The 25,123-nt window shown below is 61.5% G+C and carries 21 protein-coding genes, 1 tRNA gene and 1 other RNA gene; 13 read left to right on the forward strand and 10 right to left on the reverse strand.

Features of this window, described 5'->3' with window-relative positions; genetic code table 11:
* Positions 1-59 precede the first annotated feature (59 nt).
* Positions 60-860, forward strand: coding sequence for a serine hydrolase domain-containing protein (locus tag I6I72_RS11165; RefSeq protein ID WP_201806886.1), 801 nt, complete (start codon positions 60-62; stop codon positions 858-860).
* Between the two features lie 23 nt (positions 861-883).
* Here the strand turns inward: I6I72_RS11165 and I6I72_RS11170 are convergent, their stop codons facing one another.
* Entirely contained in the window at positions 884-1,828 is a 945-nt protein-coding gene (locus tag I6I72_RS11170) for an alpha/beta hydrolase family esterase (RefSeq protein ID WP_049147679.1), read from the reverse strand.
* A 302-nt stretch (positions 1,829-2,130) separates the two neighbouring features.
* On the opposite strand from I6I72_RS11170, the gene I6I72_RS11175 reads away from it, so the two are divergent.
* A complete protein-coding gene (locus I6I72_RS11175; protein WP_046646280.1) occupies positions 2,131-2,529 on the forward strand; it encodes a hypothetical protein in 399 nt (132 codons plus the stop codon).
* Here I6I72_RS11175 and I6I72_RS11180 read toward each other — a convergent pair.
* Together I6I72_RS11180 and I6I72_RS11185 are read right to left on the reverse strand one after the other, a co-directional pair.
* Positions 2,526-3,311: an HAD-IIA family hydrolase gene (locus I6I72_RS11180; protein WP_046646281.1), complete on the reverse strand. Its 786-nt coding sequence runs from the start codon at positions 3,309-3,311 to the stop codon at positions 2,526-2,528. The genes I6I72_RS11175 and I6I72_RS11180 overlap by 4 nt on opposite strands.
* Positions 3,308-3,613 carry an acyl carrier protein gene (locus tag I6I72_RS11185; RefSeq protein WP_005528551.1) on the reverse strand — a complete coding sequence of 102 codons (306 nt, stop codon included), beginning with the start codon at positions 3,611-3,613 and terminating at the stop codon, positions 3,308-3,310. The genes I6I72_RS11180 and I6I72_RS11185 overlap by 4 nt, the downstream gene beginning before the upstream one ends.
* Positions 3,614-3,717: 104 nt before the next feature.
* On the opposite strand from I6I72_RS11185, the gene I6I72_RS11190 reads away from it, so the two are divergent.
* Positions 3,718-4,677, forward strand: coding sequence for an alpha/beta fold hydrolase (locus tag I6I72_RS11190; RefSeq protein WP_223197442.1), 960 nt, complete (start codon positions 3,718-3,720; stop codon positions 4,675-4,677).
* Positions 4,678-5,047: 370 nt separating this feature from the next.
* Here I6I72_RS11190 and aceE read toward each other — a convergent pair whose 3' ends face one another.
* Positions 5,048-7,804 carry a pyruvate dehydrogenase (acetyl-transferring), homodimeric type gene (aceE, locus tag I6I72_RS11195; RefSeq protein ID WP_201806889.1) on the reverse strand — a complete coding sequence of 919 codons (2,757 nt, stop codon included), beginning with the start codon at positions 7,802-7,804 and terminating at the stop codon, positions 5,048-5,050.
* A gap of 184 nt (positions 7,805-7,988) precedes the next feature.
* On the opposite strand from aceE, the gene I6I72_RS11200 reads away from it, so the two are divergent.
* On the forward strand, positions 7,989-8,426 hold the full coding sequence (locus I6I72_RS11200) for a DUF3052 domain-containing protein (RefSeq protein WP_005528554.1): 438 nt from the start codon (positions 7,989-7,991) through the stop codon (positions 8,424-8,426).
* Between the two features lie 67 nt (positions 8,427-8,493).
* Positions 8,494-8,566, forward strand: a tRNA-Val gene (locus I6I72_RS11205).
* A 348-nt stretch (positions 8,567-8,914) separates the two neighbouring features.
* On the opposite strand, the gene I6I72_RS11210 is transcribed toward I6I72_RS11205, so the two are convergent.
* The 3 genes from I6I72_RS11210 to I6I72_RS11220 are packed head-to-tail and all read right to left on the reverse strand — an operon-like array spanning position 8,915 to position 11,030.
* Positions 8,915-9,556 carry an HAD hydrolase-like protein gene (locus I6I72_RS11210; RefSeq protein ID WP_049062557.1) on the reverse strand — a complete coding sequence of 214 codons (642 nt, stop codon included), beginning with the start codon at positions 9,554-9,556 and terminating at the stop codon, positions 8,915-8,917.
* Between the two features lie 27 nt (positions 9,557-9,583).
* Positions 9,584-10,531 carry an SURF1 family cytochrome oxidase biogenesis protein gene (locus tag I6I72_RS11215; RefSeq protein WP_049062558.1) on the reverse strand — a complete coding sequence of 316 codons (948 nt, stop codon included), beginning with the start codon at positions 10,529-10,531 and terminating at the stop codon, positions 9,584-9,586.
* Between the two features lie 10 nt (positions 10,532-10,541).
* Positions 10,542-11,030 (reverse strand): low molecular weight protein-tyrosine-phosphatase, encoded by a 489-nt coding sequence (locus tag I6I72_RS11220; protein ID WP_005528566.1) that lies wholly within the window; start codon positions 11,028-11,030, stop codon positions 10,542-10,544.
* 110 nt (positions 11,031-11,140) lie between these two features.
* Between I6I72_RS11220 and I6I72_RS11225 the strand changes: the two genes are divergently transcribed.
* The 5 genes from I6I72_RS11225 (at position 11,141) to I6I72_RS11245 (ending at position 15,776) form a co-directional block, all read left to right on the forward strand.
* Entirely contained in the window at positions 11,141-12,001 is an 861-nt protein-coding gene (locus I6I72_RS11225; protein ID WP_049062559.1) for a Nif3-like dinuclear metal center hexameric protein, read from the forward strand.
* Positions 12,002-12,715: a zinc ribbon domain-containing protein gene (locus I6I72_RS11230; protein ID WP_005528570.1), complete on the forward strand. Its 714-nt coding sequence runs from the start codon at positions 12,002-12,004 to the stop codon at positions 12,713-12,715.
* Positions 12,715-13,890 (forward strand): bifunctional RNase H/acid phosphatase, encoded by a 1,176-nt coding sequence (locus tag I6I72_RS11235; protein ID WP_049147662.1) that lies wholly within the window; start codon positions 12,715-12,717, stop codon positions 13,888-13,890. Before I6I72_RS11230 ends, I6I72_RS11235 begins: the two co-directional genes overlap by 1 nt.
* A gap of 15 nt (positions 13,891-13,905) precedes the next feature.
* Positions 13,906-14,345: RNase P RNA component class A (rnpB, locus tag I6I72_RS11240), an RNA gene on the forward strand.
* Between the two features lie 27 nt (positions 14,346-14,372).
* Positions 14,373-15,776: an RNB domain-containing ribonuclease gene (locus I6I72_RS11245; RefSeq protein WP_049062560.1), complete on the forward strand. Its 1,404-nt coding sequence runs from the start codon at positions 14,373-14,375 to the stop codon at positions 15,774-15,776.
* Positions 15,777-15,811: 35 nt separating this feature from the next.
* Here I6I72_RS11245 and I6I72_RS11250 read toward each other — a convergent pair whose 3' ends face one another.
* Positions 15,812-17,080 (reverse strand): galactokinase family protein, encoded by a 1,269-nt coding sequence (locus I6I72_RS11250; protein WP_049062561.1) that lies wholly within the window; start codon positions 17,078-17,080, stop codon positions 15,812-15,814.
* 197 nt (positions 17,081-17,277) lie between these two features.
* Here I6I72_RS11250 and I6I72_RS11255 point away from each other — a divergent pair, with 197 nt between their 5' ends.
* Positions 17,278-17,460 carry a hypothetical protein gene (locus tag I6I72_RS11255; RefSeq protein ID WP_049062562.1) on the forward strand — a complete coding sequence of 61 codons (183 nt, stop codon included), beginning with the start codon at positions 17,278-17,280 and terminating at the stop codon, positions 17,458-17,460.
* Between the two features lie 87 nt (positions 17,461-17,547).
* Here the strand turns inward: I6I72_RS11255 and I6I72_RS11260 are convergent, their stop codons facing one another.
* Together I6I72_RS11260 and I6I72_RS11265 are read right to left on the reverse strand one after the other, a co-directional pair.
* Positions 17,548-19,248: a CYTH and CHAD domain-containing protein gene (locus tag I6I72_RS11260; RefSeq protein ID WP_005528582.1), complete on the reverse strand. Its 1,701-nt coding sequence runs from the start codon at positions 19,246-19,248 to the stop codon at positions 17,548-17,550.
* 92 nt (positions 19,249-19,340) lie between these two features.
* Positions 19,341-20,438, reverse strand: coding sequence for a DUF2786 domain-containing protein (locus I6I72_RS11265; protein WP_049062564.1), 1,098 nt, complete (start codon positions 20,436-20,438; stop codon positions 19,341-19,343).
* Between the two features lie 186 nt (positions 20,439-20,624).
* Here I6I72_RS11265 and I6I72_RS11270 point away from each other — a divergent pair, with 186 nt between their 5' ends.
* A complete protein-coding gene (locus tag I6I72_RS11270; RefSeq protein ID WP_005528586.1) occupies positions 20,625-21,956 on the forward strand; it encodes a glutamine synthetase family protein in 1,332 nt (443 codons plus the stop codon).
* Between the two features lie 24 nt (positions 21,957-21,980).
* On the forward strand, positions 21,981-25,079 hold the full coding sequence (locus I6I72_RS11275) for a bifunctional [glutamine synthetase] adenylyltransferase/[glutamine synthetase]-adenylyl-L-tyrosine phosphorylase (protein ID WP_201806892.1): 3,099 nt from the start codon (positions 21,981-21,983) through the stop codon (positions 25,077-25,079).
* The last annotated feature ends 44 nt before the right edge of the window (positions 25,080-25,123 follow it).

The following is a 25,123-nucleotide window of genomic DNA, read 5'->3' on the forward strand; positions in this document are numbered from 1 at the left end:
GGTCCGATTCTGGAAAGAATGGGAGGCTCTTTCGTTTTCGATGGGTAAAGTTGCAAAGTATGAGTTCGTTATCGCACCTCGAGGCCTGGCCGGTAGAAACAGTTTCAGCAGCGCTGATTAAAGGCGATTGCGTTGTGGAATCCTTAGGCGATACCTCGCGGCAGTTTCCCGTGGCTTCAGTGACGAAACTGGTCTCGGCTTATGCTGTGCTTCTAGCGGTCGAAGAGGGGGCAGTCGAGCTGGATCAGGCAGCGGGTCCTGAGGGGTCGACGCTTCGACACTTGCTCTCCCATGCGTCGGGGGTGGCCTTTGATTCTCGGCAGCTGCAGCGCCCAGTAGGGCAGCGGCGCATCTACTCATCGGCTGGTTATGAGTGGGCTGCGCAAGTGGTAGAGGAAGCCACAGGGATGGCGTTTCCGGACTATCTCAGCGAGGGGGTGTGCAAGCCGCTGGGAATGAACGCTACTTTTCTCAATGGCTCTGCCGGCCATGGCTTGATTTCCACGGTCGACGATCTCACGGTCTTTGCACAAGAGGTCCTCAAACCGCGTTTGCTGCATCCGAGCACTGTGGCTGAGATGCGCACAGTCCAGTTCCCAGGGCTGCGGGGTATTGTTCCCGGATACGGCAGCTTCAAGGATTGTGCCTGGGGCCTAGGTTTTGAAATCCACGCGAAGAAGGAACAGTGGATGGGCACCCTGCCTGCCGACGCCGTCGGCCACTTCGGCATGTCTGGCACCTACCTCTGGGTGGCCGGGGACTGGGCCATGGTCGCATTGACTGACCGCGATTTTGGCAGCTGGGCTAAGCCCCTGTGGGCAGAGTCCAATTCAGCGATTTGGAAAGAAATAAGCTCCTAGCGTGGAGACAGCGGTGCCTTTGCTTAGTGGGAGTTGAGGAAGTCCCAAACCTCACGAGTGGCGGTCGGGTTGTTCGGGAACCACGTGTGCTCGCCGCCTGGAACCGTGTAGAGCACTGTGTCAGCAGCGCATCCTTGCATCTGCTCAGCGTTGAAGCTTCCGCGTGACTCGATGGACTTGCTGTTGATATCGCAGCCGTTGCGTTCGCCCACGGCGCGGAAGGCCTGGACAACGGAGAGGTAGGTTCCGCCGTGCAGGTTGGAGCCGGATTCATAGTACGGAGCGGTCGTGTCCTCAGTTCCATGCAGGAACAGCGTCGGAACCGAGCCAGAGCAGCCCGTGTAGATGGGGCCATAGTTTGCGGTTGCGACTCCAGCTACCGCATCAACGAGGTCCGGCGCTTGGCATGCCAAGTTCATGGCCATTCCACCGCCGTTGGATAGGCCCGTGGCGTAGGTGCTGTTGATGTTGTAGCGAGCGTGGAGGGAATCGGAAATCGCGCGCACGAAGGCTACGTCCTTGCCGCGGGCGCCGCCGTATCGGGGGCCCTCCCAGCCAAAGTGGCCGTTCTGGAAGGTGGGCTGCGGGTAGATCACGATGGCTTCGCCGTTAGCCGCCTCCGAGAGACGGATGATCTCCTGGGCGCGCGGAGCTTCGTGGTCCATGCCACCGAATCCGAAGACCAAGTCATAGGACTTGGCGGGGTCAAAGCCTTCCGGCAGCTGCAGGATGTAAGAGCGGTTTCCTTGGCCGGCAACGTTAACGGACTCAGTGGTACTGGTCCCGCCGACGCCGGTGGAGCCAGTCGAGCTGGTGAGCTGGCCGAGAACGTCAGTCAGCTGAGGGGACAAGCCAAAAGCTTCGTCCAACGAAGAGCCTGAGACGGACTGTGCCGTGGCGACCGGGCTGAGGACGGCGAGGGAAAGAGTGGCCGCCCCCGCGGCGGCAACGAGCTTGTTGAGGCGCATGAGGTTAAACGATAGCGGCGAAACTTTCGGGCGACAAAGGAGTGTGATTTATAGCAGATTCTGTAACGCATGCGACGCAAGTAAACTAGTGTGCCGCATGTGAATTTTCAACCTTTGGTTGAGATTGAGCAAATGGGGGTTGAAGTGGTTGTTTAGGGTTGATGGGGTTTATGTGACGGGGAAGAATCGGCCCAAACGCGAAGACAGTTCGTTGGGGAAGACGAAGCTCGTCTGGCGCGCTCCAGCTGCCCCCTCGCGGGGGTAGCTTCAGTGCGCTTTAAACATGTCGAAGGAGAATCGGCGTGAATACTCGCGTTCACGAAGTCGTCGCTTGCGCGACGTCGCCAAGCGCCTGGCCGCACCGCAATGTCGGACAGGTGCGCACCGCCGTGCTCACAATTGCGGGAATGCCCCGCACGCTGCGCCCGGCAATCGAGCGTGCCATGGCACGCTGCATCACCACAGAATCGGAATTCATCGTCCCCGGCGACGATCCGCTCACCGCCCAATGGTGCACGCGGTGGTACCGCGACATGCCCGGCGACGCCGAGCTCGCCCGCGCTGCCACCGGAACCCTCCCGGTAGGCATCGGCTGCCGCCAGGTGCTCACCGGAACGCACGAAGAGCTCGCCGCCCTCGGAAGGGCAGTCGAGCTCTTAGCAGGGGAATACGGGTTCAACGCCCGCGTTGACGTGGCTTAATCGGCCTTGGGGAAGGGCTGCGTCACGCGGTCGGCCAACTCGGCCACCGAATCGATGACCTGGTTCGGTCGGTAGGGGTAGCGCTGAATCTCGGCATCGTCGCTGATGCCCGTGCGCACGAGGATGGTCTGCAGGCCCGCCTCAAGGCCCGACTTCACATCGGTGTCCATGCGGTCACCAATCATGACCGTGTTCTCCGAGTGCGCACCGATGTGGTTGAGTGCCGAACGCATCATGACCGGGTTGGGCTTACCCACGTAATAGGGCTCGCGGTTCGTGGCCGCGGTGATGAGTGCGGCAACGGCACCCGTGGCAGGCAGTACGCCCTGTGGGGCTGGGCCAGTGACGTCCGGGTTGGTCGCTATAAAACGCGCGCCCCCGCGAATCAGGTTGATGGCCGTTGTGATTGCCTCAAAAGAATAGGTGCGGGTTTCGCCCAAGACCACGAAATCTGGGTCGTTGTCGGTCAGAACCCACCCTGCCTCGTGAAGGGACGTCGTCAAGCCCGATTCGCCCACCACATAAGCCTTGCTCTCGCCCGCTTGGGTGGTGAGGAAAGCGGCAGTGGCCGTGGCGGAGGTCCAAATGCGCTCCGCGGGGATGTCGAGGCCCGTGTTTTTGAGGCGAGCGGATAGGTCGCGCGGGGTGGACATGGAGTTGTTGGTGAGGACCATGAACTCGATGTCGTTGTCATACAGGGACTGGATGAACTTGTCCGCGCCGGGAATCATCTCGCCCTCTTTGATGAGGACGCCGTCCATATCGGAAAGGTAAGAAATCACTTCTGCTCCTCCAAGTGCTTGTCCACGTATTCGGCAAGTTGGCCGATGGTTTCGATGCCTAGCATTGTCTCCTCATTGAAGCGCACCTTGAAGCGCTCCTCGGCTCGCACGGCCAGCTCGATGCGCTCAAGCGATTCCACGCCTAAGTCGGCGAGCTTGGCGTCGCGCTCCAAGCCTTCCGCGCTGCCGGTGACCTTGGTAATCAGCGCGGTGATTTCGCTGTAGGTGTCTTCTGCGGGCTCCTCCTTTTGCGGGGTCTGGTTGAAGCGGGCTTGCAATTGCGCGGAGAGGTCGTTTGCCATGCGGTCCAGTCTAATAGGGTCATATCAGTAGGTGCGGCTATTATCAGAAGGTCATGATTAATAGGGCTCGAGCAAAGACGATTGTGCACAGTTGGGCGCGCCGTTTGCGGCCGACGCGTCGCAACGAACAGCACCTCATCTACGAGTCCCTGCACAATCACACGGACGAGCCCGGGCTGACTGGAATCGATTCCTTGGGCACCGTGCGCAACGATGGCCTGGACATCGCGTGGTACGAGGTCGGCCCGCAGGACTCGGACATCACTGTGGTGTTCATCCACGGCTACTGCCTGTCCGCGGAGGCCTACTACAGTCAGGTGGACTACATGCGCCGGCATTTCCCGGAGGTACGCTGCCTGCTTGTCGACATCCGCGGCCACGGCCTTTCCACCGAAGTCGCCCCTGCGCAGTGCACGGTGGACGCCGCGGCTGACGACGTCCTCGCTGTCCTTTCCGAGCGTGCCTCCCGGGGCAAGCTCGTGGTCGTGGGGCACTCTTTGGGCGGAATGGTGGCGCTCAATGTGATTCGCCGCGCGCCGGACGAGGTGTACCAGCGCATTGACTCGGCGCTGTTGATTGCGACGTCGATGCGCCGCTTTGCGGCGAAGGGCGTGGCGCAGATTCTCGAGTCGAAGGCGCTGGGTAGTTTGTATCACGCGTGCATGCGGCTGCCGAGGCGGATGGACCGCATCCGCTTTGAGGTCGCGCAGTGGGTCGCGCCGCTGTTTGCTGCTTTGCTGGCGGGCTTTCCGCAGATGGAGAAGCTGCAGTTCCATGTAGCCATGCTGATGGACACGCCGCTGTCCAGTTACACGGGCTTCTTTGACGACCTTCTCGACCACTCCGAGTACGCCGCCGCCGACCGCCTGGCCCGCTTGCGTGGTGAGGTTATTGTGGGATCTGCGGACATCGTGACTCCGCGCAGCCAGTCGGACGTCATCTTGGAGCACTGGCCGGCCGCCCGGCTGACTGAGGTGGACGGCGCAGGCCACATGGTCATCCTCGAGGAGCCCGAGGCCATCTCGGAGGCGCTTGGTCGCCTCTTGGTTCCGTTGGTGGACTAGCGTTGCCGCGGCCGCCGGCCCTTTGCCGGCCCTTTGCCGGACCTTTGCCGACCACCGCGCGCCTCCGCTTGTTTCCCAGAGCCCCCGGCTGGTTTGGCCCCATTCGTTTGGTCCCTTTGTGGGGTAAAGGGACCACTAGCGGCTTCTGCCCGGAACCGGTTACTCGTAAAACTACCCTTAGTAGGGGACCCAACCAATGGGACCGGTTGGCCGGTCGGCCAGCGAGCTCGTTGTACGACAAGCCTGCGCCCTTCTGCGCCCTTCTGTGCCTTTCTGTGCTCCGGCCGCACCGCAAAACGAGAAGACCGCCCCTCGGCGCCCTGCTAAGCGGGCAACCGAGGAGCGGCCTAAACCGTCCTAGAGCGAGTTATTACTCCTCGTCGCTGGAGGTGGACTCGGTGGCGGTAGGGTCATCGAGCTTCAGCTTGGCAGCTGCTTCCTCGACGACGGAACGCTCCACCTTGCCCTCGCGTGCCAGACCCTCAAGGGTTGCCACGACGATGGACTCGGCGTCGATGTTGAAGTAGCGGCGAGCACCCTCACGGGTATCGGAGAAGCCAAAGCCGTCCGCGCCCAGCACGATGTAGGTACCCGGAACGTAAGGACGAATCTGTTCCTGCAGGTCCGTGGTGAAGTCGGAGACACCAACGAACGGGCCGTCGAAGCTCTTGAGCTGCTTGGTAGCAAACGCCTCGGTCGGCTCAACGCCCTTCTGCAGTGCCTCCTTGTTGCGGCGCGCGCCGTCGCGAGCCAGCTCAACCCAGGAGGTCACAGAGAACAGGGAAGCCTTGACGTCGTAGTCGTCAGCCAGGATCTTCTGTGCACGCAGCGCCTCGTGCACACCCACACCGGAAGCCAGGATGTTGGCAGGGATGGAGCCGCCCTCAGCGGTGTTGTAGTGGTAGATACCCTTGTGCAGACCGTCGACGTCGAGGTTCTCCGGCTCAGCAGGCTGGCTAACTGGCTCGTTGTACACGGTCAGGTAGTACATGACTGCCTCGGAGTTCTCGCCGTACATGCGGTTGATACCGCGGTGAATCAGGTGAGCCACCTCGTAGCCGAAGGCTGGGTCGTAGCTGATGACGGCAGGGTTCGTGGAAGCCAGAACCGGGGAGTGACCGTCCATGTGCTGCAGGCCCTCACCGGTCAGGGTGGTGCGGCCAGCAGTTGCACCGATGATGAAGCCGCGGCCCAGCTGGTCGCCGGCAGCCCAGAAGGAGTCGCCGGTGCGCTGGAAGCCGAACATCGAATAGAAGATGTACAGCGGAATCATCGCTTCGCCGTGAGTTGCATAAGAAGTTGCGGCCGCGGTGAAGGACGCAGTCGCGCCTGCCTCGGAGATACCCTCGTGCATGATCTGGCCGTCGGTAGCCTCGCGGTAAGACAGCATCAGGTCGTTGTCCACCGGCACGTAGTTCTGGCCACGCGGGTTCCAAATCTTCAGAGTCGGGAACCAAGAGTCCATACCGAAGGTACGAGCCTCATCCGGGATAATCGGCACGATGCGCTTACCCAGCTCCTTGTCGCGCATGAGCTCCTTAAAGGTACGCACAAGCGCCATGGTGGTAGCCACGTTCTGCTTGCCCGAGCCCTTACGCACGGAGCGCAGCTTATCGATGTCCGGGGTGACCAGCGGAGTGAACTTCTCACGGCGCTCCGGCAGGAAGCCGCCGAGTTCTTTACGGCGCTCCAGCATGTACTTGATTTCCGGCGCATCGTTACCCGGGTGGTAGTACGGCGGTGCGTAAGGATCCTTCTCCAGAACCTCGTCCTCGATCGGGATACCCTGCTTGTCGCGGAAGAGCTTGAGGTCTTCCAGCGTCAGCTTCTTCATCTGGTGGGTAGCGTTGCGGCCCTCGAAGCTGTGGCCCAAGCCGTAGCCCTTGATGGTGTGAGCCAGGATGACGGTCGGCTTGCCAGTACCCTTGTTATCCAAGGCCTTCGCATACGCAGCGTAGATCTTGCGGTAGTCGTGGCCACCGCGGCGCAGTGCCCAAATCTCATCGTCGGAGAGGTCCTCAACCAGCTTGAGGGTGCGTTCGTCGCGGCCGAAGAAGTGCTCGCGGACATACGCGCCGTCGTTAGCCTTGAAGGTCTGGTAGTCACCATCAGAAGTGGTGTTCATGATGTTGACCAGGGCGCCGTCCTTGTCGGCATTGAGCAGCCTGTCCCAGCCGCGGCCCCAGATGACCTTGATGACGTTCCAGCCAGCACCGCGGAAGAAGGACTCCAGCTCCTGAATGATCTGAGTGTTACCGCGAACCGGGCCGTCGAGACGCTGCAAGTTGCAGTTGATGACGAAGGTCAGGTTGTCCAGTTCGTAGAGGGCAGCGGTCTGCAGGAGGCCGCGGGACTCTGGCTCGTCCATCTCGCCGTCACCCAGGAAGGCCCAGACGTGCTGCTCGGAGGTGTCCTTGATGCCGCGGGTCTCCAGGTACTTGTTAAAGCGTGCCTGGTAGATAGCGTTCATCGGGCCGATGCCCATGGAAACGGTTGGGAACTCCCAGAAATCAGGCATCAGACGCGGGTGCGGGTAGGAAGGTAGGCCCTTGCCCTCGCCGCGGGAAACCTCCTGGCGGAAGCCGTCTAGGTCTTCCTCACTCAGGCGGCCTTCCATGAAGGCACGGGCGTACATGCCCGGGGAGGCGTGGCCCTGGAAGAAGATCTGGTCACCGCCAGACGGATCATCCTTGCCCTTGAAGAAGTGGTTAAGGCCAACCTCGTAGAGCGGGGCCGCACCAGCGTAGGTGGAGATATGGCCGCCGACGCCGATGCCTGGGCGCTGCGCGCGGTGCACCATGATTGCTGCGTTCCAACGGATCCAGCGGCGGTAGCGCTTTTCGAGTTCCTCGTCGCCAGGGAATTCTGGCTCCAAATTGGTTGGAATGGTGTTGACAAAGTCGGTGGAGGTCAAGGAAGGCAGAGGGACGCGTTTCGCGGTCGCACGCTCCAGCAGGCGGAGCATCAGGTAGCGGGCGCGCTCTGGATCGGAGTTATCCAGCAGGCCATCGAGTGAGTCCATCCACTCGCGGGTTTCCTCGGGATCGCTGTCATGCAGGTATGAAGCAACTCCGTCACGGACGATCGGGAAGTTGGAGTCACCCTTTACGGCGTCCTGGTCAGCCATTTAAACCTCCTAGATTGGATTTACACAGTTTGCATACCAGAATACGCCTCCCCCGATCATCTGTGTGTGTGAAGGGGGCATAGGCAGCTTCACTGCCGGTGAAGTCGATTATTTGCGAACTTTGCAAAAGGTGATTGTGCGGTAAATCTGCAGTGCAATCGCGAAAAGTGGGGCAGAAGGCGTTATGATCTTTTCCATGCCAGAAAAAGGAAGGAATCAAGTAGTGGCTGATGCGGCCAGCAAACTCGGCATCCGTGAAGGGCAGATCGCCCTTGAATTGGGATGGGATGAGGATTGCGATGCCAGCATCTCCGAATCTATTGAGGACGTTCTCGGCGAGGACTTTCTCGAGGAGGAGAGCGACGAGCTTTGCGACGTCGTGCTTCTCTGGTGGCGAGCCGAGGATGGCGACCTTGTCGACGGGCTCGTTGACGCCTCCCGCCCGCTTGGCGACGCCGGCCGAGTGTGGCTGCTGACCCCAGGTGCGGGCAAGCCGGGCAACCTCGCTCCAGGTGAGATCTCTGAATCAGCCCAATTGGCTGGCTTGGTGCAGACCAAAGCAGAGCGTTTGGGCGAATGGCAAGGTTCCTGTCTTGTTGCCCGCGGAAACACCAAGAAGTAGTAATAACCTGCGGATTTGTAGCTTGGCGCTTGAATGGGCTAACCTTGTGCAAGCGTCAAAGCGCACTGCGGCTTTAGCTCAGCTGGAAGAGCAACTGGTTTACACCCAGTAGGTCGGGGGTTCGATCCCCTCAGGCCGCACAATGTGAAGTCTCGCGACATCGTTCCTATCGGTGTCGCGGGACTTTTCGTTTTGCTACTTAGCCCCTGATCTGCGTAACTGACGAGGAAGCCGCGTCCAGAGCAGAACCGGTGGGCTTCGTTGGCAGTTGTGCACGTTTCAGCTTCTGTCGTCGGTCCTCGGTGCAATGCGCAGGGCCTTGCGTCGTGTTTGTGGTCGGTGCCGGCTCCGCGGTGTCCTGCTTTGCCCGCTGGATCTGCGTAACTGACGAGGAAGCCGCGTCCAGAGCAGAACCGGTGGGCTTCGTTGGCAGTTGTGCACGTTTGGCCGCCGACCCCACCGTTCCGTGGCCCAAAACTGCAGCGGCGCTAGAGCGCAGCGAGCAGCGCGTCGATGTCCTCGATGGAGCTGACGAAGAAGTCGGCGTCGTCGAACTCGGCCTGGCTGCCGTGGCCCCAAGCTACGAGAGCAGTGCGGATGCCCAGTGGACGCGCGCCCTCGACGTCGTGGTGGCGGTCGCCCACCATTAGGATTCGTTCCTCGTGGCCACGCAGGTTCATCGAGTCGAGCACCCACTCGATGACGTGGCGCTTGGTGGGGCGGGAGCCGGTGGCGTCGTCGGCACCGCCAATGAAGTCGAAGTAGCCTGCAACCCCAAGGTGTGTGAGCATCTGCCGCGCCATGTCCTCGCCTTTGCTCGTGGCCGTACAAATGGTGTGCCCCGCCGCCTTCCACCGAGGTAGTGCTTCGGCCCAGCCAGGGAAGAGCTCCGCTTCCTGCCAACCAAAGTCGTGGTAGTAGCCTCGGAAAGTCGCCACCGCGCGTGGGATGTCCTCAGCCTTCATGCCGAACAGCCCAAGCGTTATCTCCAGCGGCGGGCCGGGAAAAGAATGCAGCTGCTCGAGCGTGGGAACGGGGTAGCCCAAGTCGGCAAAAGTTAGCTGCGCACAGCGGGAAATCCCTGGAAAAGAGTTGACCAAAGTGCCGTCGACATCGAGAAAGATATTCACGCGATCAACTCTAGGACAGCGTACGGCTTAAAAGCGCTCCTGGCCGCGTTCGCGAATCTTCTCATAGAAGTCTGGCTTCGAGTCGCCGTAGCGGGAGCGCGCGCGGCGTGATTGAGGGGCTGCCTGGGCCTCGGCAGAAGGGGCCTCAGCAGAAGGCGCCGGAGCAGGGGCCGCCGCGGCGGGGGATTGGAGGGGCTCGAAAGGGGAGGCGTCGTCAAGCGGGGCGTGCAAAGCCGCCTCCTCCTCGCGGGCGCGGCGGCGCTCGCGGATCTCAGACCATACGAAGTAACCCAAGCCCAGCGGCGCCATGATGCCGAAGGCAATCCACTGGTAGCCGTAGGAAAGGTGGTTACCGCGGTCGAGCTGCGGGACCTCCAGCGCGGTCAACTCGCCCGGCTGCTCTGGGGAGAGCTGGATGTAGTCCTTGCCCAGCTTCGTATCCGTGAGCGACGCGACTTCCTCCGTATGAATGGAGTAGACCTGCTGGTAGCCCTCCTGGTCAATCGGTGCGGAAGAGTGCTGCGGCTCGTCGGCGCGGATCATGCCCGTGATGGTGACGTCCTCAGCGGGAGCCGGGGGAATCTCCGGAACGGTGTTGCCTTCGCCTGCGGCAATCCATCCGCGATTGACTAACATCGTGAGACCGGAATCTGTCTGGAACGGGACCAAGGACTGGTACACCGCGCCCGAGGAGACGGGGCGCAAACGCAGCAGCACCTCGTCGTCGGCGAGGTAGTGGCCGGTGAGCGTGGCGCGGGACCACTCGTCGTCCTTGATGGCGCCGTCCTTAGTCACCACCTCATTAAGCGGACGCGGATCCGCCTCGTAGGCCTCCGCAATGAGGTGATTGCGCTCCACAATCTGGTCATCCTTGCCTAGCTGCCACGGCGCTAGAACCGTGAACGCAAAGTAGGAGAAGGCAACAACAAAGATGAGCAGCAGTACCCACCCAGGCTTGAGGAACGTCTTCAGCATGCCTTTTATCCTAGACCCGCTCTTGGCGAATCCAATCCAGCAGGCCAGGGACGGCGGCTTCAATTTCCTTGCGGGTGCGCGCGAAGTCCTCGGCAGTGCCGTAATAAGGATCCTCGATGTTCTGGTCCTCGGCGTTCGGGTCGAAGCTGCGCATCAAGCGCACACGCTCTGTGTCGATGCCGCGCTTGATGAGGGCGTCGCGGTGGCCGGAGTCCATTGCGATGAAAAGGTCCGCGTCCATGTGCTCGGGGCCCAGCTGTGCCGCGCGGTGCGTTGCGCCGTCGTGGCCGCCGCTGCGCAGCTCGGCGATGGCGCGCTCGTCAGCGCCTTGGCCCACGTGCCAGCCGCCAAGGCCGCAGGAGGACGTGCGCGCGATGAGGTCGAGCATGTCGTTCTCCATGGCATCGCGAACGATGATTTCCGCCATGGGGGAGCGGCAAATATTGCCCGTGCATACAAACACGAGGTGCAATGCGGAGGGATTGTCCTCAGAAGTCATCAGGCTACGACCTTAGAGCAAATAGAACGATTTCTGAACGAAAGCTAGGATAGTGCAGCAGCGCGCAGAGAGCGAAAAACACAGTGATACAAGCACGAAGGAGGCCCGCTATGGCCCACACTTCCACCACCGTTGGCGAGGTCCGCCGCGTCCTTGAAGAGGCATATCCACCGCACTTGGCTGAGAGCTGGGATGCGGTCGGTCTCATTTGCGGCGACCCAGACGATTCCGTTACCAAAGTCGCCTTCGCCTTGGACTGCACCCAGTCCGTCGCGGAGCAGGCCGTCGCCAGCGGGGTGCAGATGCTCGTCGTTCACCACCCGCTTCTTTTGCGCGGAGTGACCTCCGTGGCGGCTGATACCCCCAAAGGCAAGGTCATCCACACCCTGCTCAAGGGCGGCGTTGCGCTGTTTGCTGCGCACACCAATGCGGACAAGGCGCGCCCCGGCGTCAATGACAAGCTCGCGGAGCTGGTGGGAATCGAGCCAGGCCGCCCCGTCGTGCCGCACGAGCGCTTTGACGGCGAGGTTCCCGCGGATGCGCTGGGTCTTGGCCGCATCGGCGAGCTGCCCGAGCCATTGACCCTGCGCGAGTTCACACAGCAGGTGGCGAACGCGCTGCCGGAAACCGCCTGGGGGATTCGCGCGGCGGGTGACCCGGAGGACGTCGTCAAGCGAGTTGCCGTATCCAGCGGCTCCGGGGATTCGTTCCTGGACACCGCGCGCGAGCTGGGCGTGGACGTCTATGTCACCTCGGATCTGCGCCACCACCCCGTGGACGAGCACCTACGCGCCGGGGGACCTGCCGTCATCGATACGGCCCACTGGGCCAGCGAGTTTCCGTGGACCTCGCAGGCGCGCGATATCGTGGTGGAAGCATTAAAGGTGGATACTGAAATCATCGAGCTGCGCACCGACCCATGGACTATCTCTGCGCATGGGGAAAATCATGAGCAGCCAAAGGAGAACTAAATGAAACTGACACAGCAACTGCAGCCTGTCCTACTGGAACTTGCCAACCTGGAGCGCTCCCAAGGCGTGGGCGGCGAGAAGGTCGTCCCAGAACAGCAGGAGTACGAGCAGGCTCAAGCAAAGCACAAGCGGCTTGTCGACGCCGCCGGTTCCGCCCAGCTCGCAGTCGACGACATGGAGCTGGAAATCCTGCGCATCCAGGCCGATGAGCGCAAGCTGCGTCAGCGCGAGCGCGATGACAAGGCCCAGCTGGGCGCCGAGGTCGATCCGGAGCGCCGCAAGGACCTGGAGCATGACCTGTACGCTGCGAAGTCCCGCATTGCGGATCTGATGAGTGAGCTGCAGGAAGCCCACAACGAGATTCACGCCCTGCGTTCCAACCGTGACGTACACGGTGCGCGCGTGGACGAGTCGCAGCGTCAGCTGGAGGTTCTCGCACGTGCCGCGGAGGCAGCTAACGACGCCGCCGCGAAGCAGGCGGACCCGGCTATCCGCATCGGTGAGCTGCGCGCGCAGCTGCCTGCCGACGTCCTCGCAGACTACGACACCGTGCGCCACGAGAACGGGGTGGGCGCTGCCGCGTTCAAGGGCCGCGCCTGCGGCGGCTGCTTCATCGTGTTGCCGCCGGCTGAGCAAAACGCCGTGCGCAATGCGCCTGCCGACGTCCTCCCGCAGTGCAGCGACTGCGGCTCCTTCTTGGTGCGTCCTGCCTAATGAAGCTGGTTATTTTTGCTGACGGTGGCTCCCGTGGCAACCCGGGCATCGCGGGTTCTGGCACGGCTGTCTACTCCGCTGACCGCAAGCAGCTGCTGCGGGAAATCGCGTATGTGGTGGGCACAAAGTCCACCAACAACGTGGCTGAGTATCACGGCTTGCTGCGCGGTTTGGAGGCCGCCGTGGAGATGGGCGCGGACGACGTCGACTTCTACATGGACTCCAAGCTCGTCGTCGAGCAGATGAATGGGTGCTGGAAGATCAAGCACCCCGACATGCAGGCCTTGGCGTTGGAGGCACGCAAACTCATCGACCAGATTGGCAGCTTCACGCTGACCTGGGTGCCGCGTGCCAAAAACAAGGCTGCCGACGCCCTGTCCAACGTGGCGATGGATGCTGCCGCTGCGGGTGCCCCGGTGGGAATCGTGGGCGCGGGCGAAGAGACCGCAGACAGCCCCAACAGCGCCACCGAGCCCGCGGCAGATACCGCAGCGCCGCAGCCCAGCGACTGGATGACCGAGCAAGGCCCAGTCACGCGCTTTATCCTCGTGCGCCACGGCCAGACCGAGATGTCCGCTGCCAAGCAGTACTCCGGCCATGCTGACCCAGAGCTGACCGAGCTGGGCAAGAAGCAGGCGCTCGCAGCCGCGCAGGCACTCGCCGAGACACAGGTCGACGCCATCGTCTGCTCGCCGCTCAAGCGCTGCCAGCAGACCGCCCAAGCCATCGCGGCCAGCGTGCGCCCCGCTCATCCCGACGGTACCGAGGGCGAAAAGTTGAGCATTGAGACAGTCGAGGGTCTTATCGAAGTCGACTTTGGTCTCTGGGAGGGCAAGACTTTCGCGCAAGCGCATGCCACGGACGAGGAGCTGCACAGCCAGTGGCTCGAGGATCCTTCCGTGGCCTGCCCCGGCGGCGAGTCCTTGCAGCAGGTTCACCGCCGGGTGCGCAAGACCCGCCAGGAGTTGCAGGAAAAGTACGCGGGCAAGACCGTGGTTGTGGTCTCGCATGTCAATCCGATCAAGTCCTTTATCAGGCAGAGCTTGGACGCAGGGCCGGTGACATTTAATCGCTTGTTCTTGGACTTGGCGTCGATAAGCATTGCGGAATTCTGGGACGGCGGCTCTATGCTGCGCGGCTTCAACGATGTGGGGCATTTGCGGGCTCTGGGCTAGACTGTAACCCGCGAATGAGCCGACCGGGTGAACGCGTCTTTTCCGAACCAACCTCCACGAGGGGTAAGGCGGGGGACGAGGAAAGTCCGGACTCCACAGAGCACAGTGGTTGCTAACGGCAACCCGGGGCGACCCGCGGGCAAGTGCAACAGAAAGTAGACCGCCGCACGGCTTCGCTACGCCTCGTCGTACGAAGATCCGTGAGGTAAGGGTGAAACGGTGAGTTAAGAGCTCACCAGCACCGTCAGTGATGGCGGTGGCTGGGTAAACCCCACTGGGAGCAAGGCATCATGGCCGGCACACTGCGGGCTTGATCAGGCGTTTGAAGGCTGCTCGCTTTAGCCTGAAGGTAGCTGCTTGAACCAACTGGCAACGGTTGGTCTAGATGGATGTTCACCGCCGCACGCTATGTGCGTGCGGGAAGACAGAATCCGGCTTATAGGCCGGCTCATTCGCCCATTTTTCTGGAACAATGGGGCAGCATGAAGCTTTATGCAGCTCCTTTAAACTTCCGCACGATTGCCGAGGAGTGCTCTGTTCCCACCGACTTCAGCCAGGAGGTCCTCGATGAGGCCCAGGCTGCGCAGGATCGCTATGTCACGCAGCGCCGCGACGCGCGCGATATCCCGCTGGTGACCATCGATCCAAAGGGGTCCATGGACTTGGACCAAGCGGTGTGCATCGAGGCTCGTAACGGGGGCTACCGGGTCTTTTACGCTATTGCTGACGTCGCCGCGTTCGTCGAGCCCGGCAGCGCCCTGGAGGATGAGACCTTCCGTCGCGGGCAGACCATCTACCTGCCGGACGAACCGGCGCGCCTGCACCCGCCGCAGCTTTCAGAGGACAAGGCATCGCTGCTTGCCGACGTCGACCGCCCCGCCGTTCTCTGGACTATCGACCTTGACTCGGCGGGCGAGGTCGAGGACTTCACCGTGGAGCGCGCGCTGGTGCGCTCGCGGGCACGATTGGACTACGAGGGGGTGCACGAGGATCTGGCGGCAGGCCGCCTGCATTCCTCGATTGCGCTTTTGCCGCAGGTGGGCAAGCTGCGCCAGGCGTCTTCGCTGCACCGAGAGGCGATTAACCTGCGTTTGCCTTCCCAAAGCGTGGAGGAATTCGAGGAGGACGGTCAGCACCGCTATGAGCTGGTCATCGAGCCGCGCTACGAGGTGATGGACTACAACTCGGAGATTTCACTGCTCACCGGCATGTGCGCGGGCCAGCTGATGGAGTCGAAGGGGATTGGTCTGCTGCGCACGTTGCCTGCCGCAACTCGGGAGGCGGAGGAGGAGTTCCGCAGCGAGGTCGAGGAATTGGGCTTTGCGCTTGGCGAAGGCTCGATTACCGAGTTCCTGCAGGGCCTCGATGCCGATTCGCCGCGTGGCATGGCCGCGATGCGCGAGGCGCAGCGCTTGTTGCGCGGTGCCGGCTACGTGTGGCTGCAGGATGATGAGGCGGAGGTCCACGCTGGAATCGGTGGATACTATGCCCACGTGACGGCGCCGCTGCGCCGTCTGGCTGATCGCTTTGCCACTGAGGTGTGCTTGGCGCTTGCCAATGAACAAGAGGTTCCGGAGTGGGTCAGTGCGCGAGCAGGTGACTTGGTGGAGACGATGAGCAGCACGTCCCGCTTGGCTTCCCAGGTGGACAAGGCATGTCTCAACTTGACCGAAGCGACGGTGCTGGCGCCGTGGGTGGGGAGCAATTTCGAGGCCATTGTGGTGCAAGGCGGGGCCAAGCGTGAGAAGGCCCGACTCTTTGTGACCCAGCCGCCGGTGTTCGCGGAGGCGGTGGGCAACCCAGAGACGGGCGGTCAGGTCACTGTTTCCCTGGTTAAGGCCGATGTCCAGACGAGGGAAGTGCTCTTTGCTTGGCCAGCAGACTAGACAGTAAGGACTCTTTAGCACGGTTCTAGCGTGGCCTAGTGCGTGGTGGCTGGCTCGCCGCCATGCAGCGGCACCACGAGGAGGCCATCCTCGGCTAGGTCGGCGGCGAAGTTCTCTGCCTTGGTGGCGGGGACGAAGGCGATGACTGCCTGCGAGGTTCCGGCGTGCGCAGAGCGCGCGGAGCGGGCGCCGCGGACGGTGACGAGCTCGGCGATCTTCTCGGTGGTGTGTAGGCCGTAGACGGTGGCCAGGGCAGTCTGGGACTGGTTGAGCAGTGGGAAGAGGTCAGCTCCGCGACGGGAGCGCAGGGCGCGGGCTAGTTCTTGGGCGCGCTCGTTTTCTTCGGTGTAGAAGGTCAGCCACTCTGCGGCTTCAGCGAGGGAAGGCTGGTTCTGCGAGCCATGGACCTTGTGCACGGCTTTGAGCCAGTCGAGGACGCGCTGGGAGGCGTCGGGAAGCAGGCGTAGCGATTCAGCGCCGAAGGCGTGGCAGGCGTCGTCGATGAAGCGCTCGCGCTGGCGGATGGCGGCGACGCCGGGGGTGGCGTCAAAGTCGCCGGGGACGGTGACAGCGAAGGCGGCGATTTCGCGGGTGACTGGGTGCGGGGCTTGGGTGACGGAGCCGTCGGCGTAATCGACGATGGTCACGGTCTCGCCGACGCCGCGCAGGGCCGCGGTGTGGCGGGCACGCAGCGCGGGGTATTCGGCGAAGGTGCCCACGGACTGGGAGCACACGTCAGCGATGCGGGCGCGCAGGGGAGCGTCGTGGAGCTCCTCAGCGTCGCCGAGCAATGCGAGGGCAACGGCGACGTCACCAGCGGCCAGCGCGCCGAGGCCGGACTCGAATGGAATGTCGTCGACCACGGTGATGTCGACGCCGGCGGTCTCGCGGGAGAGCAGCTGACGGTTGATCATGGTGTGTGCGATGCCGCCCCAGCGGGCAGCGATGCCGCCGACGGGTGCCGGGGGAATGACGGGCTGACCTTCGGAGTCGACGGAAGGAAGCTGCTCAGCGGCGCGTTTGGTCAGCTCGCTGAAGCTGATGGAGTCATGGATGGTCTCGCCGTGGGCGGGCACGATGTGGACGGCGATGGTGCCGTCGTCGCGGGGGCTGACTGCAGCAGCCGCGTTGAGATCCGCAACGCCCATTACTGTTACACCGCCGAAGTGATCGATGTGCTCGCCGATGAGCGACCAAGTTGCTGGTGCGCTGGCAATATGCGCAGGTTCCGTGCCTACTAGTTCGAGGTGGGCAGCGCGGATTCGCTCCGCGGCTGGGGTAGAAGGCGTGGACCACATGGGCATGGTGGGCGGATCTCCTTGTAATGCTGCTGGGACTCGGGACCTTCATAGTCTAGCGTGATGCCCGCCGGACGCTGCCGGGGATCTGTCTGTAAGGTGGTGGCAACCCTCATCGCCCTAGGGTGGCCGCCGGCCACCGCCACCTGCGATGTCGGCTGACCGGGTGGAAACATGGGGCTCAAGCGATAAGGAGTCTGACAATGACTGATTCAGATAAGCAGTGGTACTACGACACTTCCACCGGCCAGGTAACCCAGGGCACCGAAAGCGGTTGGGATAACCGCATGGGCCCGTACGCCACCCGCGAAGAGGCCGAGCGCGCCATCGAGATTGCCAAGGCCCGCAATGAGGCAGCAGATGCTTACGACGAGGCTGAGGACTAAACACCAAAACGGCGCCGCTTCCCACATCACCATGTAGGAAGCGGCGCCGTTTTCGTTTGCCTTGTCAGCAAACACCCATGCTTAGGCCTACTTCTTCAGCTTTTTGCTCAAAGGCTTGAATGCGGACTTGATAGCCTTGAAAGACTCCGCGTAGTCATCGAGTGCTTCCAAGCCAATCGCGCGCTCACGCTGGTAGAGCAGACCGTAGCCAAAGGTGTCTTCGCCACGGCGACGAGCGGTATTGGCCAGCTCAAGCAGCTTGTCACGCGAAGTCACTGAATCCTGGAAGTCGCCCAAGACAGATTGCATGTCCTTGCAAGCCTTGTACAGGTTCTTGGTCTTCAAGTTAGTTGCAGAACCAGCGGCCTCAGCGGCATAACGCAGCTTCTTGGCAGCCTTGCGCATGTCGTGGAAGTAGTTCTCGCGCTCGTGCAGAGTCAGCTCTAGGTTATCCCAGTTCTTAACTGCCTTCTCGTGGCGCTTGACCAGCTTCTTGTAGGCCTCATTCAGGTGCAGCGCCATGACAGTGTCCATGTCATGCGGCTCTTCATCCTTCTTCGAAGGCTTTTGGGAATCCTCGGCTGCGGATTCGGCAGTTGGCTCGGCTGGGGTGACGCTCGAGATTACAGCTGCGTCGTCAGCTTCAGAAAGCTCGAGTTCGGAGTCTTCAGCCACTGGTGGGTTAGCCAAGAATTGGTCGAGAGAATCGAGCAGCGCCAGGTAGCGGTCAGAATCCAGTGCGGCAACTACGTGGCGGTGTGCCCTGCGGAAGGCCGTCCCCATGTCACGAGAGATGTGCTCGCGCGTTGCATCGTCCAACGTGTTGGAGTCCTCGGAAGCGAGGAGGTTGAGCCAACGTTCCTCAACAACCTCGGCGTCACGCGCCACGCCGAGGATGCTGGCGAGCTGCTTCAACTCCGCTTCGATGCGCTCAATCTCAGGACCAACAACGATGCCGTGGAAGGTCTGAATGTGGCTGCGCAACTCGCGGGTCGCAACGCGCATCTGGTGAACGGAATCCCACTCATTGCGGCGAACGCGTGGGTCGTAGTCAACAAGCTTGTCGCGGTTTGCCTTCAAAGCAGTGACCACTGCCGCAGCCGCAGAGTCTGGTTCCACGTTGGAATTCGCTAACGCTGGGGGAAGGGGAGCGCTGTCGATGGAATCGCCCAGGGCAGTCTTCAGCTTGGACGGGGATGCCGATACGCGAGCACCAGCTCCGATGAGAAGGGAGGTTGCCTCACGGATGAAGCAGGAACCATCCTTGGTGCCTGGCAGATCACCTGCGAGTTCAACTTCCCACTCGCGCCAAGACTGCTGGCCGCCGCCGGGAAGGAAAGAGAATGCCGTGACATGGTCGTCGCAGAACTCCGCGACAGCCTTGCCCTGTGCATCCGCGAGGACAAGCTCGGTGCGGTTGTTGTCGACCTGGGCGATGGGCTCGAGAGCGTGGTTGCGAACAACGGAACGAACTTCGCGGAGGAGCTCAGCCGGGACCTCGTAGCGGCCATCAACTGGCTCACCTAGCTCCGCATGGATTTCGGTGCGGCCCTTGGCCTCCGGAATCTTGAGGTGCCAGCCATCATCGTTTCCACCAGTGCGGCGACGGAGAGTGATCTTGGCGTGGGTCAGGCGCAGATCCTCAGTGTCGTAGTAGATGGCGGAAAGTGCGTGTTTGCGGGTTTCAGCGATGTGATTGACGCCGCTGAGTCGAGTCAGCTCTGGCAACTGGATGGACTCAGCAACGGCGAACTTTGCTTCGACTTCGAGGAAAGTCTTGGTGGACATGCACACACCTTTGTCAGTACGTATTAATAATCTGGATTACTTATCAGTAGCCTACCTGGCCCGCGGAGCAAATGTGTTTGCATTTGCAGCCATTAACTAGCAACCTCACGGGGGCCATCTAATCCCCGCGAATCGCCTGAAAGATGGGACTTTTCGGCCGCGTTCACGCCGTCATTGACGCCTGCCCAACTAGAAGCTGATAAGGACATTGAGGAAAGGTGCGGAAAGAGTCGATTGCGTGTTTCCTCAGACTTGACTTGTCGGCCATATAGAGCCGGAATAGCGCGGCGCGCAAGTTCACGGCCGGCTGCATCGTTTCCATTCTCTGCGCTGTGTTCATTAGCGGCGTCTGCGAGACCTTCGAAGTTGGCTTCATCAAGTAGCTCACCAATGCGAGCGGCATAGGCCAGTAAGAAGCTACGCCGATATGCGGCGGTGTCGCCGCGACGTCGCGCTTCCGCGGCTCCGTTGCCCGAGCGCATGTACCAGTCACACTGGCGGTTAAGTGAATCAAAGAGCTGGGCTACGTGTGCCGTATCTGTTGCGGATCCAATGACGCTCGCTAGGCCTTTGCCATGCACGAGTACCGTGGCGCACCCGTTGTGGTGGGCAATGACGCCGAGCAGAGTGGCTTGATGCTTCACATACGGCGTATGGATATACACGCGCCGGGCAAGGCAATCCACCTGGTCTGCGTCCAAAACCTCGTCAATGCGATAGCGCTGTTGCAAGGATTGGGCTTTGGCTATCAACGCATCCGCCTCATCTTCGAAAGGTGTGGACTCGGCTTTACGCAGCAAATTGGCCACCTTTTCCCGAATCTTTTCTTGCTTGGAGCCGCCACCTGCAGACTTCGTGCCCGGCGCACCAGCGAGTAGCTCAGTATCGCGGAGCAGGGGAAGCTTTGCCAGTTGATCGACTATCGCACGCAGCTTTGTCTTCGGAACGGAAATTGATGCACGCTTGGGAGGGGCTAACATCAGCCAATCTTTTCTCAACGCAGGTGAAGTAATGCGTGCCGGGATGCGTGGGGCCGCCCGGAAGAGGATGGGGTGGCTTGCGGTTCCTAATACGTGCAGTAGGTCGTAGGGTGACCATCCTTTCCCCGCGGCGGCGACTACAAGGTCTATTGCTTGGTTAGTTAGTGCCTGCTGGGCGCGGTCCTGGGTCTGGTTGTGTGAGCGGTACATACTTTCCTCCCTTTAGTACGTGTGTTCGTATGTGCCAATAGGAAAGCACGGCGAACGGACACCACTGCATGCTTTCGCCCCCGTTCTTCGCCCCCGCGATGCTTTGCTGAACTGGGCAAAGAAGTGCCCTAAAAGTGTCCGATAGAGTGCACAACGCTCGTTCGATTCGAAGGTAAGGTTTAGAACATGAACAGCCAACATGAATTCGTCCTGCGCACGGTCGAAGAACGCGATATTCGTTTCATTCGCCTGTGGTTCACTGACATTTTGGGTGCACTCAAGTCCGTGGTCATGAGCCCTTCTGAGCTGGAGTCTGCTTTTGAAGAGGGCGTGGGCTTCGATGGTTCATCAATTGAAGGCTTTTCTCGTATTTCTGAGTCGGACACTTTGGCGCTGCCAGATCCGTCGACCTTCCAGATCATGCCTTTCGACCAGGATGATCCGGACATTATCTCAGCGCGAATGTTCTGCGATATCGCGCAGCCGGATGGCCAACCTTCCATGGTGGATCCGCGCCATATCCTGCGCCGCCAGGTAACTGAGAGCGCCAATGAGGGCTTTACCTGCATGGCCGCACCGGAAATTGAGTTCTACCTGTTGGAACAGTCGCTAGACAATACCAATCTCATCGCGACGGATAACGGCGGCTACTTTGACCAAGCCACCCACGATCGTGCGCCAAGCTTCCGCCGCCGCGCCATGTCAGCGCTTGAGGCAATGAGCATCGCCACCGAGTTCAGCCACCACGAAACCGCGCCGGGCCAGCAGGAGATCGATCTGCGCCATGCCGACGTGATGACCATGGCCGATAACATCATGACCTTCCGCCACGTCATTAAACAGGTGGCTGCTGACCAAAAAGTCCAGGCCACGTTCATGCCGAAGCCTTTTGAACACTTGCCAGGCTCCGGCATGCACACGCACTTGAGCCTTTTCGAGGGCGAGCACAATGCATTCCATGATCCAGACGATGAATTCTCCTTGTCCACCACGGCCAAGCAGTTCATCGCGGGCATCCTAGAGCACTCCGTGGAGATGACGGCAGTTACCAACCAGTGGACCAATTCCTACAAGCGCCTGATGTTCGGCAACGAGGCGCCCGGCTCGGCAACCTGGGGCGTATCCAACCGCTCCGCGCTGGTGCGCGTGCCTACCTACCGTTTGGGGAAGGCGGAGTCACGCCGCGTAGAGATCCGCTCCCTGGATTCGGCAATGAACCCATATTTGGGCTACGCGGTGCTTTTGGCAGCCGGCTTGCGTGGCATCAAAGAAGGCTACGAGCTCGGTGATCCCGCTGAGGACGATGTCCATCAGCTCACTCGCCGAGAGCGCCGCGCAATGGGCTACCGTGACCTGCCGGTCAGCCTGGACCAAGCGCTGCGTGAGTTCGAGAAGTCGGAGTTCATGGCAGAGGTCTTGGGCGAGCATGTCTTCGAGTACTTCCTGCGCGCCAAGTGGGACGAATGGCACTCCTACCAGCAGCAGATCACTAACTTCGAGTTGAACCTTAACTACTAAAACGGGAAACCTTCAAGGAATTTCATGCGCCCCATTGCCGTTCCATCACCAGCCACCCTTGGCCTGACGCGTTCCACCGCGTTGGCAGATCTTGAGCAATTGGGATGGAACAATCCAGAGTCCCTTGATCTGCTGTGGACCTTGGCCGCCTCCGGAGACCCAGACCTTACGCTCAATACGCTGATCCGGATCTACGAGGCAGCTCCTGAGCTTGATGCCGAGCTGCGCGCAGACGAAGCATTGCGCGTGCGCACTCTGGCGTTGTTGGGCGCCTCCTCCGCATTTGGCGACCACCTGGCGGCCAATCCTCACCTGTGGTCTGAGCTTGCAAAGCCCTTGCCCACACCCACTGAGATGCTGCAGGAAATGCTGGGCTGCGTCAGCGCTACTCCGGCTGAGTTCGAGCAGTCAGAAGACTCCGCAGAGTCCACTGGCTCGGAATCGGAATCCACACCGGATACCGCCTCTTCCGACCTCAGTACGGCGGGCACCTACCGGGCCGCGGAAGGGGACCACAAAGTCGCCCTCAAATCCACGTATCGCACGCTTATGATGCGCATCGCCGCACACGATGTAGCCGGTACGTTCTACTCTCGCAAAGGCCAGGCGCATCCGCAGCCACGTGTGAAGTTTCAGGAAGTTACGCATTTGCTGACTGCGCTTGCCGACGCCGCCCTGACCGCAGCGCTCGCCGTCGCCGTCCGCACCGTGTTTGGCGAGGACCCCCTCGACGCCAAGCTGGCCATCATGGCGATGGGCAAGTGCGGAGCGGGCGAACTGAACTACATCTCGGACGTCGATGTCATCTTTGTCAGCGACGTCGTCACCCCGAAAATCACCAGGGTCGCCTCCGAATTCAATCGCGTAGGCTCCGCATGCTTTTTCGAAGTCGATGCGAACCTGCGGCCCGAAGGCAAGTCTGGTGCGCTCGTTCGCACCCTCGAATCCCACGTTGCCTACTACAAGCGGTGGGCCGAGACCTGGGAGTTCCAGGCCCTTCTCAAGGCTCGCCCGCAGACCGGCTACCTGCCTTTGGCGCAGGAGTACCTTGCCCAGATTGGCCCGATGGTCTGGACCGCATCGCAGCGCGACTCCTTCGTCGAAGACGTCCAAGCCATGCGTCGCCGAGTACTGGAGAACGTGCCCAAGGAGCTGCGCCAGCGCGAGCTTAAGCTGGGCGAGGGCGGCCTGCGCGACGTCGAGTTCGCTGTCCAGCTGCTCCAGCTGGTACACGGCCGCTCTGACGAAACGCTGCGCGTCTTGTCCACCGTTGATGCCCTTACCGCATTGGTCGCTGCCGGATACGTGGGACGCGAAGACGGCAACCAGCTGATTGACGCCTACGAGTTCCTGCGCTTGCTTGAGCACCGCCTCCAACTCGAGCGTTTCCGCCGCACCCACGTGCTGCCAGAGCCGGATGACACGGCCGCCCTCAAGTGGCTGGCCATCATTGCCGGCTTCAACCCGCAGGGCAATAAGTCCGCTGCCGAGCGCATGAACAAGTACCTGAAGGAAACGCGTTTGCGCATCCAAGACCTACACTCGCGCTTGTTCTACCGCCCACTGCTCAACTCCGTGGTGGCCATGTCTGCAGACGAGCTCAAGCTTTCCCCAGAGGCAGCAAAGCTGCAGCTGGGCGCCCTTGGCTACGCCTACCCAGACCGCGCTTTTGAGCACCTGACCTCCCTGGCTGCGGGCACCACCCGCAAGGCCAAGATCCAGGCTATCTTGCTGCCTACGCTCATGGGCTGGTTGTCCTCGACTGCTGACCCGGACATGGGCCTGCTTAACTACCGCAAGCTTTCTGAAGCTGCGTATGACCGCCAATGGTTCCTGCGCATGCTGCGTGACGAGGGAATCGTGGGCCAAAGGCTCATGATTATCCTGGGCACCTCCCCGTTTGCTGCGGATCTCATCATTAGCGCTCCCGACGTCGTCAAGCAGCTCTCCGACGGCGCCTCCGGCCCGAAGCTCCTGGAGACCAAGCCCGAGCAAGTCTCGAAGTCTCTGGTCAATTCCACCAAGCGCCACGCCGACCCCGACAAGGCCGTGCGCGTTGCGCGTTCCCTGCGCCGCGTGGAGCTAGCCCGCATCGCTGCAGCTGACCTTCTGGGGTTTATGCCTGTGCAGCAGGTTTGTTATGAGTTGTCCACGATTTGGAATGCCGTTCTGGAAGCCGCCCTGCGCGCCGAGGTTCGCGTATGGCTCAACGAGGTAGGAGAGAAGAACCCGCCCGCGCGCATCGCCGTCATCGGCATGGGCCGCCTAGGCGGCATGGAACTCGGATTCGGATCTGACGCGGACGTGATAGTCGTTGCGGAGCCGGCCACCGGAAACGATGAAACTGAGGCTGTGAAGTGGGCGATCGGGATCATCGACAAGCTGCGCAGGCGCCTGTCGAAGCCCTCCGGCGATCCGCCACTCGATGTCGACCTGGGGCTGCGCCCAGAGGGGCGCTCCGGCGCCGTCGTGCGCACCATCGCCTCTTATGAGCGTTACTACCGCGAATGGGGCGAGGCCTGGGAGATGCAGGCGCTGCTGCGCGCTGCGTTCGTGGCCGGTGACCGCAGTGTCGGCGACGAATTCCTCGCCATGGTGGACAAGTTCCGCTACCCAACCGACGGCGTGAGCGAGAAAACCATCCGCGAGATTCGCCGCATGAAAGCACGCGTGGACAACGAACGCCTGCCACGTGGCGCGGACCGCAATACCCACACCAAGCTGGGGCGCGGTGGGCTTACAGATATCGAGTGGACCGTGCAGTTGCTCACGATGATGCATGCCCACGAATTCGAGGACCTGCATGATCCCTCGACGCTGCGGGTTCTGGACGCCGTCGAAAAGCATGAGCTTGTCCCTGCGCACCAGGCACAGATACTGCGCGAAGCATGGCTCATGGCCACCGATGCCCGCAACGCCCTTGTGCTGGTGCGTGGCAAACGCGTGGATCAGCTACCCACTCCAGGCCCGCAGCTGGCCCAGGTGGCGGGCGCTGCCGGATGGGCGCCGGAGGAAAACCAGGAGTTCTTGGACGTCTATCTCAAGACAACGCGCCACGCCCGCAAGGTAGTCGACGAGGTCTTCTGGGGCGAAGCGGAAACCTTCGAGCACGACGAGCGCTAAGGGTTCACCCTGATTTATCCCCGAATTGTGCGCTGGGCCCTGTC

The sequence above is a fragment of the Corynebacterium striatum genome (assembly GCF_016728105.1).
In the GTDB taxonomy this organism is placed as follows: domain Bacteria; phylum Actinomycetota; class Actinomycetes; order Mycobacteriales; family Mycobacteriaceae; genus Corynebacterium; species Corynebacterium striatum.

What these genes read in the sequence shown, in the direction of transcription:
- I6I72_RS11165 (WP_201806886.1), top strand. Translation starts at nt 60, where the DNA reads ATGAGTTCGTTATCGCACCTCGAGGCCTGGCCGGTAGAAACAGTTTCA.
- I6I72_RS11170 (WP_049147679.1), bottom strand. Translation starts at nt 1,828, where the DNA reads ATGCGCCTCAACAAGCTCGTTGCCGCCGCGGGGGCGGCCACTCTTTCC.
- I6I72_RS11185 (WP_005528551.1), bottom strand. Translation starts at nt 3,613, where the DNA reads ATGGCAAACGACCTCTCCGCGCAATTGCAAGCCCGCTTCAACCAGACC.
- aceE (WP_201806889.1), bottom strand. Translation starts at nt 7,804, where the DNA reads ATGGCTGACCAGGACGCCGTAAAGGGTGACTCCAACTTCCCGATCGTC.
- I6I72_RS11200 (WP_005528554.1), top strand. Translation starts at nt 7,989, where the DNA reads ATGATCTTTTCCATGCCAGAAAAAGGAAGGAATCAAGTAGTGGCTGAT.
- I6I72_RS11215 (WP_049062558.1), bottom strand. Translation starts at nt 10,531, where the DNA reads ATGCTGAAGACGTTCCTCAAGCCTGGGTGGGTACTGCTGCTCATCTTT.
- I6I72_RS11220 (WP_005528566.1), bottom strand. Translation starts at nt 11,030, where the DNA reads ATGACTTCTGAGGACAATCCCTCCGCATTGCACCTCGTGTTTGTATGC.
- I6I72_RS11225 (WP_049062559.1), top strand. Translation starts at nt 11,141, where the DNA reads ATGGCCCACACTTCCACCACCGTTGGCGAGGTCCGCCGCGTCCTTGAA.
- I6I72_RS11230 (WP_005528570.1), top strand. Translation starts at nt 12,002, where the DNA reads ATGAAACTGACACAGCAACTGCAGCCTGTCCTACTGGAACTTGCCAAC.
- I6I72_RS11235 (WP_049147662.1), top strand. Translation starts at nt 12,715, where the DNA reads ATGAAGCTGGTTATTTTTGCTGACGGTGGCTCCCGTGGCAACCCGGGC.
- I6I72_RS11245 (WP_049062560.1), top strand. Translation starts at nt 14,373, where the DNA reads ATGAAGCTTTATGCAGCTCCTTTAAACTTCCGCACGATTGCCGAGGAG.
- I6I72_RS11250 (WP_049062561.1), bottom strand. Translation starts at nt 17,080, where the DNA reads ATGCCCATGTGGTCCACGCCTTCTACCCCAGCCGCGGAGCGAATCCGC.
- I6I72_RS11255 (WP_049062562.1), top strand. Translation starts at nt 17,278, where the DNA reads ATGACTGATTCAGATAAGCAGTGGTACTACGACACTTCCACCGGCCAG.
- I6I72_RS11260 (WP_005528582.1), bottom strand. Translation starts at nt 19,248, where the DNA reads ATGTCCACCAAGACTTTCCTCGAAGTCGAAGCAAAGTTCGCCGTTGCT.
- I6I72_RS11265 (WP_049062564.1), bottom strand. Translation starts at nt 20,438, where the DNA reads ATGTACCGCTCACACAACCAGACCCAGGACCGCGCCCAGCAGGCACTA.
- I6I72_RS11270 (WP_005528586.1), top strand. Translation starts at nt 20,625, where the DNA reads ATGAACAGCCAACATGAATTCGTCCTGCGCACGGTCGAAGAACGCGAT.
- I6I72_RS11275 (WP_201806892.1), top strand. Translation starts at nt 21,981, where the DNA reads ATGCGCCCCATTGCCGTTCCATCACCAGCCACCCTTGGCCTGACGCGT.